Raw genomic sequence first — 15,617 nt, forward strand, 5'->3', positions numbered from 1 at the left:
CTCCTTCGCCGAGTGTTCGTCTCATTGCTGGCAACTCCGGGGAGCGGGGGAGTATTCCGGGTCTGGTGCTTATGGCTGGGCCGGCTCTGTTACTTCATCCCGCTCCTCCGCGGGAAGGGCCTTCAGCCCGGCCGCGCAACCCACGATGCCCGCAATGAACAGCAGCTTGAGCGGGCTGGCCGGTTCGACGCCGGTGGCCATCGCCCAGCCGACCGTCAGTGCTGCCCCGATACCGACCCAGACGGCATATGCCGTGCCCAAGGGAATCCGCTTCACTGCGATGCCGAGGCCGATCATGCTGAGGCTTGCCGTGACGGCGAAGACCACGGTGGGGAGGGCTTGGCTAAAGCCGTCGGACAGTCCAAGGGCCGTCGCCCACACAGCTTCGAGCACGGCGGAGACGAGCAATATGGCCCATGTGAACTTAGCGGTCATGGCTACGCCACCACCTTCAAGCCGACCACGCACACGCCGATCCCGGCGAGCAGGAGCAGCCGGGCCGCCGTCGGGCGCTCAACTTTGGTGATCATCGCGTAAGCGGCCGTGAGCACGACGCCGACTCCCACCCACACGGCATACGCAGTTCCGGTGGGGATGGATTGCATCGCGAAGGCAAGCCCCGCGGTGCTCGCAACCACGGTGACAAGGAAGATGGCGGAGGGGACCGGTTTGCGGAAGCCGTTGGAACGGTGGAGCGCTGCGGCCCAGACGGCCTCGAGTGCGCCGGACAGAATGAGGATTAACCACGACATGACAGATCCTTTGGCCAGTCTTGTCGCGTGCCGGGTACTGAACCGTCGTCCGGAGGTCCCTGTGCGGGCCTTCCTTCGAGGCTAGCAAAGCCCGACGCCGGGTGGCCAGCTTTGGTGGCGAGCCTCACCAGGGGACATGCGCGGTCATGGGCCTAATCAAGGGACATGTCCAACGTTGGCCTCAGCGAGTGGACATATTGCGGACACCATGATGGACATGTCCAGTGGTGGGCTCAGCGAAGGCGCATGTTGGCATTATGTCCAGTGCTGGGACCTAGGAGTGCGCATGCTCCACTCGGTCGATGGAGATGACGGCGATGAATCCACGGCCCAGGATTTCCGGGCTGCGGGTGTCGGAACCTACTACGGCGTCGTAGCGGGCGAGTTCGACGGGTTCGGCGGTCGGCGCGGCAGTCTCCCCGTCCGAGCCGTCCGATGGCTCTTCCGTTTCCGCAGGCTCTTCCGTTTCCGTAGGATCCGCGCCGGGACTAACTGAAGCCTTGCCTGCCAGAAGGACTGCCAACTGGCCTTCGAACACAGGGTGTGCGCGCTTCTTGGAGAGCTCGATGATGGACGTATAGCCCTTGAATTCGCCGGCCCGGGCGATCACGTTGAGGTCCCGGATGTCGCCGGTGGGAAGTGCGCTGGCCGATGCAGCCTCGCCAGAAAACCGGAACGGTCGGTACTTTTCCAGCGGGTGTTCTTCGCCGTCCACCGTGAGCAGCAGCAATTCGCCGTCGATCACGGTGATCACTCGCTCCATGCCCGGGAACGTCGAGAAATCGCCGGCCGATCCGACGTCGGCGATGCTGACCCGCCAGTCCCACGCTCCGTCTTGCGCCGACGCCGCTTTCGGATGGCTGGCGAGTTCGCGGGTCACCCCGCCTCCGTTGCGCCATGGTTCGGGTTTGAGCTCGGCAAAGCGGATGATCTCCATGCGCTCCAGCCTAGCCCGAGCCGGCCTTTGGCCGATTGAACGCCCGCGTAACATCGGTGCAATCTTGGCACGGTTCAACAATCCCGGAGGCCCTTGCTAACGTCGTAGGAAGGTAAACGGTTGGAGGCGCGGAATGTTCGTCAAAGTGTGCGGTTTGAGCACGCCTGAATCCGTGCAGGCCGCCGTCGAGTCCGGCGCAGACGCCGTGGGTTTCGTGCTGACGAAGAGTCCGCGCGAGGTATCCCCTGACCGTGCCCGAGACTTGCTGGTCCATGTCCCGGAAGGTGTCGCCGCCGTCGGGGTCTTCCGTCACGAGGCAGCCGCCGACGCCGTCATAACCGCGCGCGAAGCCGGTCTCGAATGGGTCCAGCTGCACGGAAGCCGCTCGCCGGAAGACGTTAAGACCGTGCACGACGCCGGCATGCAGCTCATCCGGGCCGTCACCGTGGGTGCCGCTCCGGACGAGTTCGAGGAGTGGGGCGAGGAACTGCTCCTGATCGACGCCGCTGTGCCGGGTTCGGGTGAGGCGTGGGACTATTCCTCGGTCCGGAAAATGGGCCTGGGTGCGCGCCACTGGTTGTTGGCTGGCGGGTTGACCCCGTCCAACGTCGGAGCCGCGGCGCTCGAAGCCGAGGCCTGGGGCGTCGACGTGTCCAGCGGCGTGGAGTCCTCGCGTGGGGTGAAGGACCTCGACCTCGTTCGCGCCTTCGTCGAAGCCGCAAAAGCCTGACGCCTCCTAACGCCCGCTCACCTTTATCGCCTTTCCCCCGAACGCCCGCTGACCTTTGACGCCTTTCCCCCGAACGCTCGCTCACCTTTATCGCCTTTCCCCCGAACGCTCGCTCACATTTAACGCGCTTTCGCGTGACGCTCGCTCAGATGATGTGAGCGGGCGTCCCAAGAAGCCCTTGACAGCCGCCACTCGCCGTCGCATATTTAACACATCGACTAATTAACTGATGTGTTAAATATGAAGGCGCTAGCGATGTCCGCAGACCGGCTCAGTCTCATCTTCTCGGCTCTTGCCGACCCCACCCGAAGGGCCATTCTGGCCCGGCTTTCGGAGGGTGAGGCTACCGTGAACGAGCTTGCCGAACCGTTCGACATCAGCCTTCCCGCCATCTCGCGGCATCTCAAGGTCCTGGAAAATGCAGGGCTGATCAGCCGGAGCCGGAATGCGCAATGGAGGTCTTCCAAATTGGAAGCGGAACCATTGCGCGAAGCCACCGAATGGATGGATAAGTACAGGCGGTTCTGGGATGCCAGCTTTATCCGCCTCGACGCCCACCTACGCAAGATTCAGAACGATTCAAAGGATCCAGGAGTCAAGCAATGAACGCGGAACAGCACATACTCACCATGACCCGCGAATTCGATGCTCCACGCGAGCTCGTCTTCCAAGCCTTCGTGGACCCCGACCAGCTCGCGGTATGGTTCGGGCCGGTGGGCGTGGATTCGCCGCGCGATCGGATAGCCGTCGACCCCCGGGTGGGCGGAATCTGGCAGCTCGTCATGACCTGGGACGAAAACGGCGTCGCCAAGGAATCACCTATCCACGCAGTCATCACGACGTACGATCCGCCCGCCCTGCTGGTCGCCACCCAGAAAGCAGAGCCCGACGCCGGGATCACACTTTTGCTGGAAATGCGCCTTGAATTCGAGGTACTGGACGGCGGCCGCACGCGGCTTCATCTTACACAGGGTCCCTTCGACTCGGACGAATGGGTGGAAATGACCCGCGAAGGATGGGGCACCTCGTTCACCAAACTGGACACCTTGCTGGTGCGGGAAGAGGGAACGGTCTAAAAGGCGTCCGAAGTCAACTTGGAAGGTCCGGGCCCATTCGGGCTACACTCCACGGCGGGGACAGAATGCCATTGCTCTGGAGACCGAACGGTTCCGGAGACAGACGATCAAGCAGAATGCGACCTTTGAAAATCCTTTCCAAACCTCTTAACGGTCCTATCCGATACCTGACAGTCGCCCTCTTCGCCGCACTGGCGCTGTCCGGCTGCTCCACACAGGGAGAGGGCTCCGCCGCGGCGGGCACGCCGTCGTCCTCTTCTGCGGGCGACTCCGCAACCGCAAGCGCAAGCCCAACTCCTTCATCGGGGCCATTCGGGGGCTTCGCCTCGGCAGCCGAAATGTGCTCCACCATCTCTAAAGAAGCGACGGGAGCTTCGTTGCTGCCAATGTCTGCGGCGCAGGGAAAGACCGCCGAGCTGGAGCAATACAAGGCAGAGCTCGCCGCCACGGCGGATCGCGTCCCGGACGCGCTCAAGGCTGATTTCACCAATCTCAAGGACACTGCGATCGAAGGCCTGAAAGACCAGACCGTCTACTCGAGCGGCAAGTTCGAAAAGGCGATGGCTCCCGTCACCACTTGGCTGAGCGCCAACTGCAAGTAGTCCCTGACCTGGGAAGTCCCGTGGGCGCCGGCCGGCTCACACGTTCATATGTGAGCGGGCGTCCGCCGACAGGGCCATACATGTGAGCGGGCGTCCGCCGACAGGGCCATATATGTGAGCCGGGATCGGAAGATCAGGGGGATTTCAGGGCGAACCCCTAGGCCCAGGCCGCGTCCCGCAAGGGACAATGGGAGATATGAAAACGCTGCTCAACATCATCTGGCTCGTCTTCGGCGGCTTCGTCTTGGCCTTGGGATATTTCATGGCCGGAATTGTGTGCTGCTTGTTGATCGTCACCATCCCGTGGGGCATCGCGTCGTTCCGGATCGCCTCGTACACGCTATGGCCGTTTGGTCGCATGGTGGTGGACAAACCCGGAGGCGGGGGAGTCTTTCCCCTCATCGGCAATGTCATCTGGTTGCTGGTTGCGGGCATTTGGATCGCGATCGGCCACGTGGTCACGGCCTTCGCCATGGCCATCACCATCGTCGGGATCCCGTTGGCCATCGCAAACCTGAAGCTCATTCCGGTATCGCTCATGCCGCTGGGCAAGCAGATCGTGCCTAGCAACCGCCCGTTCGTCAGCACCTACCGCTAGCCCTCCCGACGCCGGGCATCAGGCTCCATGGACTGTTCCGGAGTAGCGTAGGCCGTGTCTGCACTGCCTCCCCTCGAAAGGAACAGTCCATGTCCGCCGCCAGGAACACCGTTGCCAAGAACATCGTCGCCACCCTCAAAGCCAACAACGTCCAGCGCGTCTACGGGATCCCCGGGGATTCGCTGAACGGATTCACGGATGCACTGAGGGAAGAAGAAAGCATCCGCTGGGTCCATGTCCGGCACGAGGAAGCGGCGGCGTTGGCAGCCGCAGCCGAGGCGGGTCTCACCGATGAACTGGCGGTGTGCGCCGGATCCTGTGGCCCTGGCAACCTGCACCTGATCAACGGCCTCTACGATGCCAACAAATCCAGGGTTCCCGTGTTGGCCATCGCCGCCCACATTCCCAGCGAAGAGATCGGCAGCCAGTACTTCCAGGAGACGCACCCCCAGGAGTTGTTCCGGGAGTGCAGCGTTTACGTCGAGCACGTCGCCCATCCTTCGCAGATGCCCCGGGTCTTGGAGATCGCCATGCGGACGGCGGTCGAGAAGCGGGGTGTCGCCGTCGTCGTGATTCCCGGCGATGTCGCCCTCGCGGAGGCGCAAAGCGAGCGCACAGCGGTGATCCGCGCCGCCCGGCCGGAGATCCGGCCCAACCCCCAGGAGCTCGCCGAGGCCGGGGATATTCTCAACGCGGCCGGTAAAGTCACCCTTCTCGCCGGCGCCGGCACTGCGGGTGCGCACGCCGAGGTCATGGCCCTGGCGGACGCGCTGGGCGCGCCGATCGTCCATGCGATGCGCGGCAAGGAACACATCGAATACGACAACCCGTTCGACGTCGGCATGACCGGCCTTTTGGGGTTCAGTTCCGGTTATCGCGCGATGGAGAGCTGTGAGGCCTTGCTCATGCTGGGCACCGATTTTCCGTACCAGCAGTTCTACCCGGAGAACGCCAAGATCATCCAGGTGGATGTCAGGGGCGAGCAGCTGGGCAGGCGGGCCCGGATCGATCTTGGCCTTGTGGGCACGGTCAAGGACACCGCCGCCGCGCTGCTGCCCTTGATAGGGCGCAAGGCGAAGAGAACACACCTAAGTGCTTCGCTCAAGCACTACGCCAAATCGCGCGCCAAGCTCGACGACCTCGCCTCTCCGGCCAAGGACGGGCAGCCCATCCATCCGCAGTTCGTGGGCAGGCTGGTGGATGAGTTGGCGGCCCCGGATGCGGTTTTCACGTGCGACGTCGGGTCCCCCACCGTGTGGGCGGCCCGGTATCTGACCATGAACGGCCGACGCCGGCTTCTCGGTTCGTTCAACCACGGAACCATGGCCAATGCCCTGTCGCACGGGATCGGCGCGGCGGCCGCGTACCCCGGGCGACAAGTGGTGGCCCTGGCCGGCGACGGAGGCCTGACCATGCTTCTCGGCGAGCTGATCACCTTGGTGCAGAACAAGCTCCCCGTCAAAGTGGTGGTCTTCAACAACTCCTCGCTGAACTTTGTGGAGCTCGAAATGAAGGCCGCCGGATTCGTCAATTTCGGCACGGAACTCGAGAACCCGGACTTCGCCAAACTCGCGGAATCCTTGGGAATTCGCGGAATCCGGGTGGATAACTCCTCCGGGCTGAAGGCGGGACTGGCTGAAGCCTTCGCGCACGACGGCCCGGCCCTCATCGACGTCCGCACGGCCCGGCAGGAACTGTCAATTCCGCCGGCAATCAGCGCCGAACAGGTCAAGGGCTTCACGCTCTACGCGATCCGGACGGTCCTCTCCGGCCGTGGCGACCAACTCATCGACCTCGCGAAGACCAATATCCGCCAAATTTTCTAAGAAGCGCCCCGAGCGCCGCCCTCATTAACCGTCACGGCTCCCGTGCGCAGATCGAAACTGAAGCTGCGCTCCACGGCCCGCGCGCCGCCGTCGTACGCCACCGCAAAAGCCAGCTCGAGCGAGTCCCGCGCCAGATCCTCCTCGGTGACGGTGTACACCGGCGTGAAGTACAGCGCTTCCGCGCCCGGTGCCAGATCGGCGGGCGGGAAGTCCCCCGGATTGGCGTGCGGTCCCAGGAGTACGACGCCGGTGGCCGGCCGGGTGCCCAGGTTGCGGGCGCGTCCGGTGAAGGCGAGGATGTCCCCGGCTTTGTAGCCCGGAATGACCGGTCCGTAGTTGAGGTCCTGGGCTTCGCGGGTGCCAAGGATCTGCGCCTGCTCCGCGGAGTAGCCTTGGCCCACTTCCTTCCAGGTCTGCACGTCCCAATCGCCGTCGTTCTCCGGGGAGATGACATGGAATTCGCCGGCGTTCTGCCACACAGCGGGCCGGCCGGGCGTGATGGAGCGCAGTTCCACGTGAAACTCTAGGCGGTCGGGCCGGGCTTCGGGCCGGGGCCCGGTTTCGGGTGCCCTGGCCGCACCGACAGCCGGGACGGGAAGCTGCTCCGTCAGCTGCTTCACCGACACGGAAACGAAGACGATCTCGCGGTATCCCTGCCGCTCGTACAAGACGCCGATGTTGCCATCCGGAAGCCGCGCCGCCGTCGAGTAGGCCGAGCTGCCCTCGCACAGGACCAGCTTGGCGGGCCAGCTGGCCCCGTTGTCCGCGGACAGGCTGAGGACAGTGTTCCGTCGCAGCGACGTGTCCTGGTTGTTGCTCGCGAGCAGCCAGCTGTTCGTGGCCGGGGTCGCCAGGGACGGCACGCCGGGCTGGCCGTCGAAGCGGATCAGGGATCCGTTGTCGCTCGGGTCGGGGAGGTCCTCGACCGGCTCCAGCCGGCTCCACGTCTCGCCGCCGTCATCGGAGACTGCTGCCAGGCGCCGGGGAGTGGCGCGTGAGTGCAGGAGGAGCCGGCCGTCGTCGAGGCACGCAACCTTGTTCTCGTTGGGGCCGACCCCGTCCGGACCCTTTCCGATCAGCGAACCAAGTGCCCAATTCTCGCCGTGGTCGTCGCTGTACGCGGAAGCCGCCATGATTTCACCGTCCACCAGTACGACGAATTGTTGCACCAGTCGCCCGGCGAACGGACCGGTGTGCATCTGGATTCCCTGCCCGGCAGCGGCGAAGATCCCCGTGATGCCGCGGTCGCGAGCACCGGCGCGAGCGCCCGCAACACTGCCCGGCTTGAGCTGTCCGGTGAGCCGCCGATGGTGCCAGGTGACGCCGTCGTCGTCGGAAAAGCTGACGTCGCAGTGCTGCACGTCGTCATCCGGTTCCAGGCCGCCTACTGCCTCGAAGAAACCGGCATGCGTCCCCGCGGCGTGGAACATGAAAATCCTAGCGGTCATCGTGTCCACCAGGAGGCTGGGATCACCGTAGCCGTTGAGCCCTGAGCCGCTGCGGACCACCCGTTGTTCTCCCCAGCTGCGGCCGTTGTCCGTGCTGCGCCGGAGCAGGAGATCGATCGGATTGGGCAGGTCGTCCAGGTTGGGCCGGCCGTCATAGGCGGCGAGCACTGTTCCGGCCGTGGAGACCGCCAGCGCGGGGATGCGGTACTGCCGGTAGCCTCCCGTGCCGCGCACCGCCAGGACGTGCTCGACGTCGGGACGGGCTTGGGGGAGTGCGGCACCATTGCGTTGGAGGTAGGAGGTCACACCTCCATGATACGAGAGGCGGCATGGGCCCCGGTTGCTTAGCTGATCCTGCGCCGGTAGGCCGCCGCGGCGAAGAAATACGCGAGAACGAGGATCCCGAGGCACCATGCGAGAGCGACCCAAATGTCGCTTCCGATCGGCCGTTGTTGAAACAGGTCCTGGATCGTGTTGACGATCGAAGTGACCGGCTGGTTCTCGGCGAAGGCGCGCACGGGACCCGGCATGGTGGCCGTGGGTACGAAAGCCGAGCTGATGAACGGCAGGAAGATCAGCGGGTAGGAGAACCCGCCGGCACCGTCCACGGACTTTGCTGTCAGGCCCGCAATGATTGCGAGCCAGGTGAGTGCGAGGGTGAACAGCCCCAGGATCCCGATGATGGCGAGCCATGCCAGCAGGCTTGCCGATGTGCGGAATCCCATGAGGAGGGCCACCACCACGATGATCACGAGCGAGAGCCCGTTGGCGACGAGGGAAGTCAGCACATGCGCCCACAGCACCGACGATCGTGCGATCGGCATGGAGTGGAACCGCTCGAAAATCCCGCTCTGCATGTCGTAGAACAAGCGAACGGCGGTGTACGCGATGCCCGACCCTATCGCGATCAGCATGATTCCCGGCAGCAGGTAATTGACGTAATTCTCCGTGCCAGTGTTGATGGCGCCGCCGAACACGTAGACGAACAGCAGCATGAGGGCGATCGGCGTGATCGCAGTGGTGATAATGGTGTCCGCGCTGCGGAAGATGTGGCGCATGGAGCGGCCCAGCAAGACGGCCGTGTCTCCGAAGAAGTGTGTGCTCATGACTGGTCCTTACTTGACGCGACCTTGCCCTCGTTCCCCACAAGTGCGAGGAAGATATCCTCCAGGGTGGGCTGCTTTTCGACGTACTCGACCTTCGCTGGCGGGAGGAGTCGCTTGAGCTCGGCGAGAGTGCCGTTCGCGATGATCCGCCCGTGATGAAGGATGGCGATCCGGTCCGCGAGTTGCTCGGCCTCGTCGAGATACTGCGTGGTGAGCAAAACCGTGGTGCCCTGATTGGCGAGCTCCTGGATCACCTGCCACACCTCGATGCGTGCTTCGGGGTCGAGTCCGGTGGTCGGCTCATCGAGGAAGATCACCTCGGGCTGCCCGACCAGGCTCATGGCGATGTCGAGGCGACGGCGCATGCCTCCTGAATACGCGGACACCTTTCGAGATGCTGCATCGGACAGGTTGAAGCGCGCGAGGAGATCATCCGCCGCTTGGCCGGGGTCCTTCAAGTGGCGCAACTTGGCAACCAGCACCAGGTTTTCCCGGCCGGACAGGATTTCATCGACAGCCGCGAATTGTCCGGTGAGGCTGATGGATTCCCGAACCCGCAGCGGTTGGGTCACGACGTCGAATCCATTGACGGTGGCCGTGCCGGCGTCCGGACGCAGTAGCGTGGACAGGATTTTCACCATCGTGGTCTTTCCTGCTCCGTTGGAGCCGAGAAGGGCGAAGATGCTGCCCGCTGCTACGTCGAAGTCCACGCCGCGCAGCACGTGCAACTCCTTGTAGGACTTTTCCATGCCCTGCACGCGGATCGCGGGTTCGCGGGTGGTGGATGCACTGGTCATGAGTTCCTCTCCTTCCCATCGTCTCCTGTAGCGGCGTCGATCGCCTTGACCAGGCGTTCACGCTCCTTGTTGATCCACTGGCCGCCCGTGTAGTTGCGCATGAACGTTTCGGCGAATTCCACCGGGTCGTCACCGACGATCGAGCGGATCGGAGTTCCGTCCGCGGCGCTCTCTTCGAAGAGATCGGTGAGATCGCCGAGCATCCGCAGCAGCACCTCGCCCTTGGTGATGGCCCCGAAGTACATCAGGTACCGTTCCAGCGCGGTCGCCGCCGCGCGATAGTCCGCGGGAAGCTGCTCCACGCGTGCCTTGTTTTGCCGGTATTGCTTCTTCTGTTCGAGCGATCCCGTGAGCTGCTCGATCCACCCTGCGGCCATGTTCACTTTCCTCCCTTTCGGAGCTGTTCCAGTCGCTCGGACAGGAAACTCCACGTATTCCAGAATTCGTCCAGTTCCTTCTCGCCCTGCTCGTTGAGCGAATAGACCTTGCGCGGCGGGCCCTTCTCGGACGGCCGCTTCTCGACATCGACGAGGCCTTTTTGCTCGATCCTGACGAGCAGCGCATACACGGTGCCCTCGGCGATCTCGGTGAAGCCCTGTCTCCGGAGCAGCGTCGTGATTTCGTACCCGTACGCGGGATTCCCGGTCAGGAGAGCGAGAACGATGCCCTCCAGGGTCCCTTTGAGCATCTCCGTCATCTGCCTGCCCATAGGACACCTCCTTTCACTACTCAGTGTTACTAGCTACTGGTACATAGTACCGCTAAGTAGTGGAGGCGCAAGCCCCTATGGAAACGGCACCGGAGCGCACTCAAGGCCGTTGGAATGCGCCGTCCCTCAAGAGGGCCACGGCGGTCCCGGCGTCAAGTTCGGCGGCGATCTCGACGTCGTCGGCGTACCCTGCGCCGATCAACTCCCGGCCGCTGGAGCAGCCTCGAAGGGCGTCATGGAGCCCGGGCTCGGCAGCGTTGAACACGGCCATCGCGGCATCAGCCTCCGGCGCGAAGCCTTCCCTGCCATCTTCCGGAGTGAAGCCGCCCCGCCCTGCGGCAATGAGCCCGGCAATGAAGGCGCCGGCCCCGATCTGATCCTCCACAGCGGGCCTGAGCGAACCGCCGGGCCATAGCTCGCCGGCTGCGATCACCGCCACCACCGCATCCGCGGGGAGTTCGGCCGCCACCCAATCCGCGGTGACGGCTGCATTCCGCAGTGACACGGCCGCGATAAGCGGGACTTCCCGGGCGAGCTGGTGCGCGATGGAGGAGCCGTTGGGCGAAGGCAGCACCACGCGGTTCAGCGTCCGGGCGTCCCGCAAGCTCGACGGCGAGAGGCTCAGTCCGCCTCCACCCCGCGGACCAGCCAGTTGGGCATCGTGGTGGGCAGCGAAATCCTCGGCCCCGGCGTCCTTCCACGGGTAGGGGAACACGATGGCACCCCGGTCGACGGCGACGCTGACGCAGGTGGTGAAGGAGAGGACGTCAACCACGACGGCGAGGTCCGCACCGGACGCAACCGCACGGGCGCCGTCGAGCCCCCACTCAAACCTCACCGTGAACGGAAGCTGCCGGTGCACCGTCCCCGCCGTGGTCATGACAGTTCGGCCTCCAGGTTGCGGCGGGCGGCATCGAGCCACAGGCCCTTTGCGCGTTCGCTGTGGAAGAGCGGATCCAAGGTGAGTAGTTGACGGACGACGGCGGCCCGGCCCGCAGCGAAGCCCGCATCGCTGACGTGGGCGTAGTCCTCGCGGACGTCGGTCAGGTAGCGGGCGTAAGCCGTAGGTTCCGCGCCGAGGATGGAAAGGTCGGCGTCGCACAAGAGGGCGCCCGTGTGGTCTCCCGGTTCGGGGCTGTGGGTGGAGGTCAGCCTGACCAGCCGGGCGACTTCGTCGATCACTTGCGCGGGAAGTCCCGCAAGGGCCAGTCGGTCCTCGGCCAGCCTGGCCGACTGCTCTTCGTCCTGCCCGGCGATTCCCTCGTAGACGGCGTCGTGGAACCACGCGGCCAACGTCACTGAGCGCGCGGGCGGCCCGGGTTCGGTGAGGATGTCCAAGGCTTCCAGGACCGCCAGCAAATGCGTGCGGCTGTGGTACTTCCGGTGGTCCTCGCCCCAGCGTTCGAGAAGCTCGAAACCCAGCTCCTCATGTCCCGGAAGTGTCGAATTCCAGCGCTCCAGCAAGGGCACAGTGAGGGCCTTGCTCCGTTGGCGGGCGGGGATGCGCAAGCCGCTCGCGATCAGTTTGCGGACCAGGATCCGGGCCTCCACGGGGATGGCACCTGCGGACAGGAGATCCTGGTATCGGCGTTCCGGGACGTCGTAATGGTCGCCGTCGAAGGCGCGCCCGGGAATCCCCGCGGCCTCGGCGAAGGCGTGCAGCTCCTCGAGCGATGTGTCCGAGACGAGGTGGGAAAAGACGGTCCCGTGCGCGGGCCACAGCGGCGGATCAACGTAGACGGCCATGGCCTGCGCCCGGGAAACTAGGAGTTTTTCCGGGTGGCTACCGCTGAGAGTGCGGTCAGGCCCTTTTCGAAGTCCCCGCCCACCATCTTGTCCATGTTCATGAACAAAGCGAAGATTTTGCCGAGGCCCTTGTTCTCACCGGGCTCGTCCGAGCCGACGATTTCCATGGTGCCGCTGCCGGCCTTGCTGTTGCCGCTCCAGGCATACTTGGCTCCGACGCCGGATTCGTTGCCCGAGTCGCTCCGGCTCAGCTTGGGGTCGACAGTTTCCCACGGAGACCATTTGGTCCACTCGTGGAAGTTGTTGACGAAGGGGAAGATGGCGGAGGGTGCAGCCGGGATCAGAGCATTGCGAGTGACTGTGAAGGGTGCCATGTGCATATCGTACGGCGCTTTACCGGGATCGTGGGTGCGGGCCGCGCGCTGCGTTCCGGCACGCAGTGCGCGGCCCGGACCCACGTTTTCGACGGCGGGTGCCGCGGTAAGCAGCGAAGGCTATGGACAGCAGTTTCGCCGTGGGCAAACATGGAGCAGGACGGACAATTTCGCAAAGTTGAGCATAGTAGACTCAACTTTGAGAAACAGTCTACTCCCGAAAGGAGCTCTTCCATGGACGTCAAATTCACCACCAAGAGCCAGGAGGCTCTTTCCGCGGCGGCCATGAACGCCTCCACCGCCGGAAATCCGCAAGTAGAGCCGGCGCACCTGCTCAAAGCACTCATGGACCAGCGCGAGGGCGTCGCCGTCGCGCTGTTGCGCGCCACTGGAGCTGACCCGGATGCCGTGAGCGTGCAGGCGAGTTCGGCGATCAAGGCCCTGCCGTCGTCGTCGGGCAGCTCCGTGCAGCAAGCGCAGCTTTCCCGTCCTTCCATGCAGGCCATCCAGGCCGCCCAGAACGAGGCCGAGAAACTCGGTGACTCCTTCGTGTCCACTGAGCACCTCCTTTTGGGGCTCTCTGCCGGTAGCGACGCCGTAGGGAAGCTACTGCGCGACGCCGGTGCCTCCCACGAAGCGCTCCTCGCCGCCCTGCCGGGTGTCCGTGGCGACCGGAAAGTCACCTCGCAGGACCCGGAAAACACCTTCCAAGCGCTCGAGAAATACGGTATGGACCTCACAGCCGTCGCGCGCTCCGGAAAGCTGGATCCGGTGATCGGGCGGGACAGTGAAATCCGGAGGGTCGTCCAGGTCCTGAGCCGCCGCACCAAGAACAACCCCGTGCTGATCGGCGAACCCGGTGTCGGCAAGACCGCCGTCGTCGAAGGTCTTGCCCAGCGCATGGTGGCCGGCGACGTCCCGGAAAGCCTGCGGGGCAAGACCCTGATCGCGCTGGACCTCGCGTCCATGGTGGCCGGCGCGAAGTACCGCGGCGAATTCGAGGAACGGCTCAAGGCCGTGCTGGAGGAGATCAAGAACTCCAACGGGCAGATCGTCACATTCATCGACGAAATCCACACGGTGGTGGGCGCCGGTGCCACCGGCGAAAGCGCCATGGACGCAGGCAACATGCTCAAGCCAATGCTGGCGCGCGGCGAGCTGCGGCTCATCGGCGCCACCACCCTGGACGAGTACCGCGAAAATGTCGAGAAGGACCCCGCCCTGGAACGCCGCTTCCAGCAGGTCTACGTGGGTGAGCCGAGCGTGGAGGACACCATCGGTATCCTCCGCGGCCTCAAGGAGCGCTACGAGGCCCACCACAAGGTAGCGATCGCAGACTCCGCCCTCGTGGCCGCCGCCACGCTCTCCAACCGCTACATCTCGGGCCGTCAGTTGCCGGACAAGGCGATCGACCTCGTGGACGAGTCCGCGTCCAGGCTGCGCATGGAAATCGACTCGGCTCCCGAGGAAATCGACCAGCTTCGCCGTGCCGTGGACCGTCTCACCATGGAGGAACTGGCCCTCGAACGTGAGACGGATGCGGCCTCCATCGAGCGCCTCGCTGCACTCCGCGCGGACAAGGCGGACAAAAAGGAAGCCCTGGCGGCGCTGAACGCCCGTTGGGAAGCCGAGAAGGCCGGGCTCAACCGTGTCGGCGACCTCAAGGCGAAAATCGACGAGCTGCGTTCGGCCGCCGAAAAACACCAGCGCGAAGGCGACCTTGAAGCTGCCTCTCGCATTCTCTACGGCGAACTGCCCGCATTGGAGCGCGAGCTCAGCGCCGCAGCCGAGGAAGAGTCCGCCCGGGAAGCGCGGGGTGAAGCGAAGCCCGCCCTGATGGTCGCAGACGAAGTCACGGCGGATGATATCGCCGAGGTCATTTCAGCCTGGACCGGGATCCCCGCCGGCCGCATGCTGCAGGGAGAATCCCAGAAGCTGCTGCACATGGAAGAGGAGATCGGAAAGCGCCTGATCGGCCAGTCCAAGGCTGTGGCCGCCGTTTCCGATGCCGTCCGCCGCGCCCGTGCGGGCATCAGCGATCCCAACCGCCCCACGGGTTCGTTCCTGTTCCTCGGTCCCACCGGCGTCGGTAAAACCGAGCTCGCGAAGGCACTCGCTGACTTCCTGTTCGACGACGAACGCGCCATGGTGCGGATCGACATGTCCGAGTACGGGGAGAAGCACTCCGTGGCCCGGCTGGTCGGCGCCCCTCCCGGATACGTGGGCTACGAGGAAGGCGGCCAGCTCACCGAAGCGGTCCGCCGCCGCCCGTACTCCGTGATCCTGCTTGATGAAGTGGAGAAGGCGCACCCGGAGGTGTTTGACATCCTCCTGCAAGTGCTCGACGACGGTCGCCTCACCGACGGGCAGGGCCGCACCGTAGACTTCCGGAACACCATCCTGGTGCTGACCTCCAACTCGGGCAGCCAGTTCCTGGTGGATCCAACGCTGGACGCCACGGCGAAGCGAAATGCGGTTATGGCAGTAGTCAACGCCTCCTTCAAGCCGGAGTTCCTCAACCGGCTCGATGAGATTGTGCTGTTCGATCCGCTCAGCGTGGACGAGCTCGCCAGGATCGTCGAGCTGCACGTGGATGAGCTGACCAAACGGCTGCACGACCGCCGGCTCACCCTTGAGGTCAGTGACGGCGCCCGCGCCTGGCTCGCGATGTCCGGTTATGATCCCGCCTACGGCGCCCGCCCGTTGCGAAGGCTGGTTCAACGCGAGATCGGCGACCGCCTTGCCAAGGAGATCCTCGCAGGAGAGATCGCGGACGGCGACACGGTGCTCGTGGACACCGCGGCCGATGTCGACGAACTCACGATCGAGGGTCTCAAAGCTTTGACGGGTCCCGACGGCGGAACTCCGGCGGGTAGCGGCCTGACGGTGCGGCGGAAGGACTAACTTCGGCCGGCT

Annotated in this window: 18 protein-coding genes and 1 riboswitch; of the genes, 7 read left to right on the forward strand and 11 right to left on the reverse strand. The window is 64.6% G+C overall.

The window, feature by feature from the left end; translation table 11 throughout:
* Positions 1 to 69 precede the first annotated feature (69 nt).
* The 3 genes from QRN59_RS14020 to QRN59_RS14030 form a co-directional block, all read right to left on the reverse strand.
* Positions 70 to 435 (reverse strand): DMT family transporter, encoded by a 366-nt coding sequence (locus tag QRN59_RS14020; protein ID WP_284983118.1) that lies wholly within the window; start codon positions 433 to 435, stop codon positions 70 to 72.
* A 2-nt stretch (positions 436 to 437) separates the two neighbouring features.
* Entirely contained in the window at positions 438 to 752 is a 315-nt protein-coding gene (locus tag QRN59_RS14025; protein ID WP_284983119.1) for a DMT family transporter, read from the reverse strand.
* 9 nt (positions 753 to 761) lie between these two features.
* Positions 762 to 827: riboswitch (guanidine-III (ykkC-III) riboswitch) on the reverse strand.
* Positions 828 to 1,026: 199 nt separating this feature from the next.
* Positions 1,027 to 1,689 carry a HutD/Ves family protein gene (locus QRN59_RS14030; protein WP_284983120.1) on the reverse strand — a complete coding sequence of 221 codons (663 nt, stop codon included), beginning with the start codon at positions 1,687 to 1,689 and terminating at the stop codon, positions 1,027 to 1,029.
* Positions 1,690 to 1,822: 133 nt separating this feature from the next.
* Between QRN59_RS14030 and QRN59_RS14035 the strand changes: the two genes are divergently transcribed.
* The 6 genes from QRN59_RS14035 (at position 1,823) to poxB (ending at position 6,521) form a co-directional block, all read left to right on the forward strand.
* Positions 1,823 to 2,419 carry a phosphoribosylanthranilate isomerase gene (locus tag QRN59_RS14035; RefSeq protein ID WP_284983121.1) on the forward strand — a complete coding sequence of 199 codons (597 nt, stop codon included), beginning with the start codon at positions 1,823 to 1,825 and terminating at the stop codon, positions 2,417 to 2,419.
* 255 nt (positions 2,420 to 2,674) lie between these two features.
* Positions 2,675 to 3,025, forward strand: coding sequence for an ArsR/SmtB family transcription factor (locus QRN59_RS14040; RefSeq protein WP_284983122.1), 351 nt, complete (start codon positions 2,675 to 2,677; stop codon positions 3,023 to 3,025).
* Complete coding sequence (locus tag QRN59_RS14045) at positions 3,022 to 3,495, forward strand: SRPBCC family protein (RefSeq protein WP_284983123.1); 474 nt, start codon at positions 3,022 to 3,024, stop codon at positions 3,493 to 3,495. Before QRN59_RS14040 ends, QRN59_RS14045 begins: the two co-directional genes overlap by 4 nt.
* A 116-nt stretch (positions 3,496 to 3,611) precedes the next feature.
* On the forward strand, positions 3,612 to 4,097 hold the full coding sequence (locus QRN59_RS14050; protein ID WP_502871058.1) for a hypothetical protein: 486 nt from the start codon (positions 3,612 to 3,614) through the stop codon (positions 4,095 to 4,097).
* Between the two features lie 196 nt (positions 4,098 to 4,293).
* The gene (locus QRN59_RS14055; protein ID WP_284983125.1) at positions 4,294 to 4,695 is read left to right on the forward strand and encodes a YccF domain-containing protein; all 402 of its coding nucleotides are present in this window, start codon (positions 4,294 to 4,296) and stop codon (positions 4,693 to 4,695) included.
* Between the two features lie 89 nt (positions 4,696 to 4,784).
* Positions 4,785 to 6,521: a ubiquinone-dependent pyruvate dehydrogenase gene (gene poxB / locus QRN59_RS14060; protein WP_284983126.1), complete on the forward strand. Its 1,737-nt coding sequence runs from the start codon at positions 4,785 to 4,787 to the stop codon at positions 6,519 to 6,521.
* On the opposite strand, the gene QRN59_RS14065 is transcribed toward poxB, so the two are convergent.
* The 8 genes from QRN59_RS14065 to QRN59_RS14100 all read right to left on the reverse strand — a co-directional run bounded on the left by QRN59_RS14065 (position 6,518) and on the right by QRN59_RS14100 (position 12,701).
* Positions 6,518 to 8,275, reverse strand: a complete 1,758-nt coding sequence (locus QRN59_RS14065; protein ID WP_284983127.1) for a sialidase family protein — start codon at positions 8,273 to 8,275, stop codon at positions 6,518 to 6,520. The two genes, poxB and QRN59_RS14065, sit on opposite strands and share 4 nt — an antisense overlap.
* Before the next feature lie 38 nt (positions 8,276 to 8,313).
* Positions 8,314 to 9,075 carry an ABC transporter permease gene (locus tag QRN59_RS14070; protein ID WP_284983128.1) on the reverse strand — a complete coding sequence of 254 codons (762 nt, stop codon included), beginning with the start codon at positions 9,073 to 9,075 and terminating at the stop codon, positions 8,314 to 8,316.
* Entirely contained in the window at positions 9,072 to 9,872 is an 801-nt protein-coding gene (locus tag QRN59_RS14075) for an ABC transporter ATP-binding protein (RefSeq protein WP_284983129.1), read from the reverse strand. Before QRN59_RS14075 ends, QRN59_RS14070 begins: the two co-directional genes overlap by 4 nt.
* Positions 9,869 to 10,249, reverse strand: coding sequence for a DUF1048 domain-containing protein (locus QRN59_RS14080; RefSeq protein WP_284983192.1), 381 nt, complete (start codon positions 10,247 to 10,249; stop codon positions 9,869 to 9,871). The genes QRN59_RS14075 and QRN59_RS14080 overlap by 4 nt, the downstream gene beginning before the upstream one ends.
* Positions 10,250 to 10,251: 2 nt before the next feature.
* The gene (locus QRN59_RS14085; protein WP_284983130.1) at positions 10,252 to 10,581 is read right to left on the reverse strand and encodes a PadR family transcriptional regulator; all 330 of its coding nucleotides are present in this window, start codon (positions 10,579 to 10,581) and stop codon (positions 10,252 to 10,254) included.
* Positions 10,582 to 10,681: 100 nt separating this feature from the next.
* Positions 10,682 to 11,461, reverse strand: coding sequence for a 2-phosphosulfolactate phosphatase (locus QRN59_RS14090; protein ID WP_284983131.1), 780 nt, complete (start codon positions 11,459 to 11,461; stop codon positions 10,682 to 10,684).
* Entirely contained in the window at positions 11,458 to 12,327 is an 870-nt protein-coding gene (locus QRN59_RS14095) for a DUF4031 domain-containing protein (protein ID WP_284983132.1), read from the reverse strand. The genes QRN59_RS14090 and QRN59_RS14095 overlap by 4 nt, the downstream gene beginning before the upstream one ends.
* Positions 12,328 to 12,344: 17 nt before the next feature.
* Entirely contained in the window at positions 12,345 to 12,701 is a 357-nt protein-coding gene (locus tag QRN59_RS14100) for an SRPBCC family protein (RefSeq protein WP_284983133.1), read from the reverse strand.
* Positions 12,702 to 12,935: 234 nt separating this feature from the next.
* On the opposite strand from QRN59_RS14100, the gene clpB reads away from it, so the two are divergent.
* The gene (gene clpB, locus QRN59_RS14105) at positions 12,936 to 15,605 is read left to right on the forward strand and encodes an ATP-dependent chaperone ClpB (protein WP_284983134.1); all 2,670 of its coding nucleotides are present in this window, start codon (positions 12,936 to 12,938) and stop codon (positions 15,603 to 15,605) included.
* Positions 15,606 to 15,617 lie beyond the last annotated feature (12 nt).

Source organism: Arthrobacter sp. efr-133-TYG-118 (assembly GCF_030209755.1).
GTDB lineage: Bacteria > Actinomycetota > Actinomycetes > Actinomycetales > Micrococcaceae > Arthrobacter.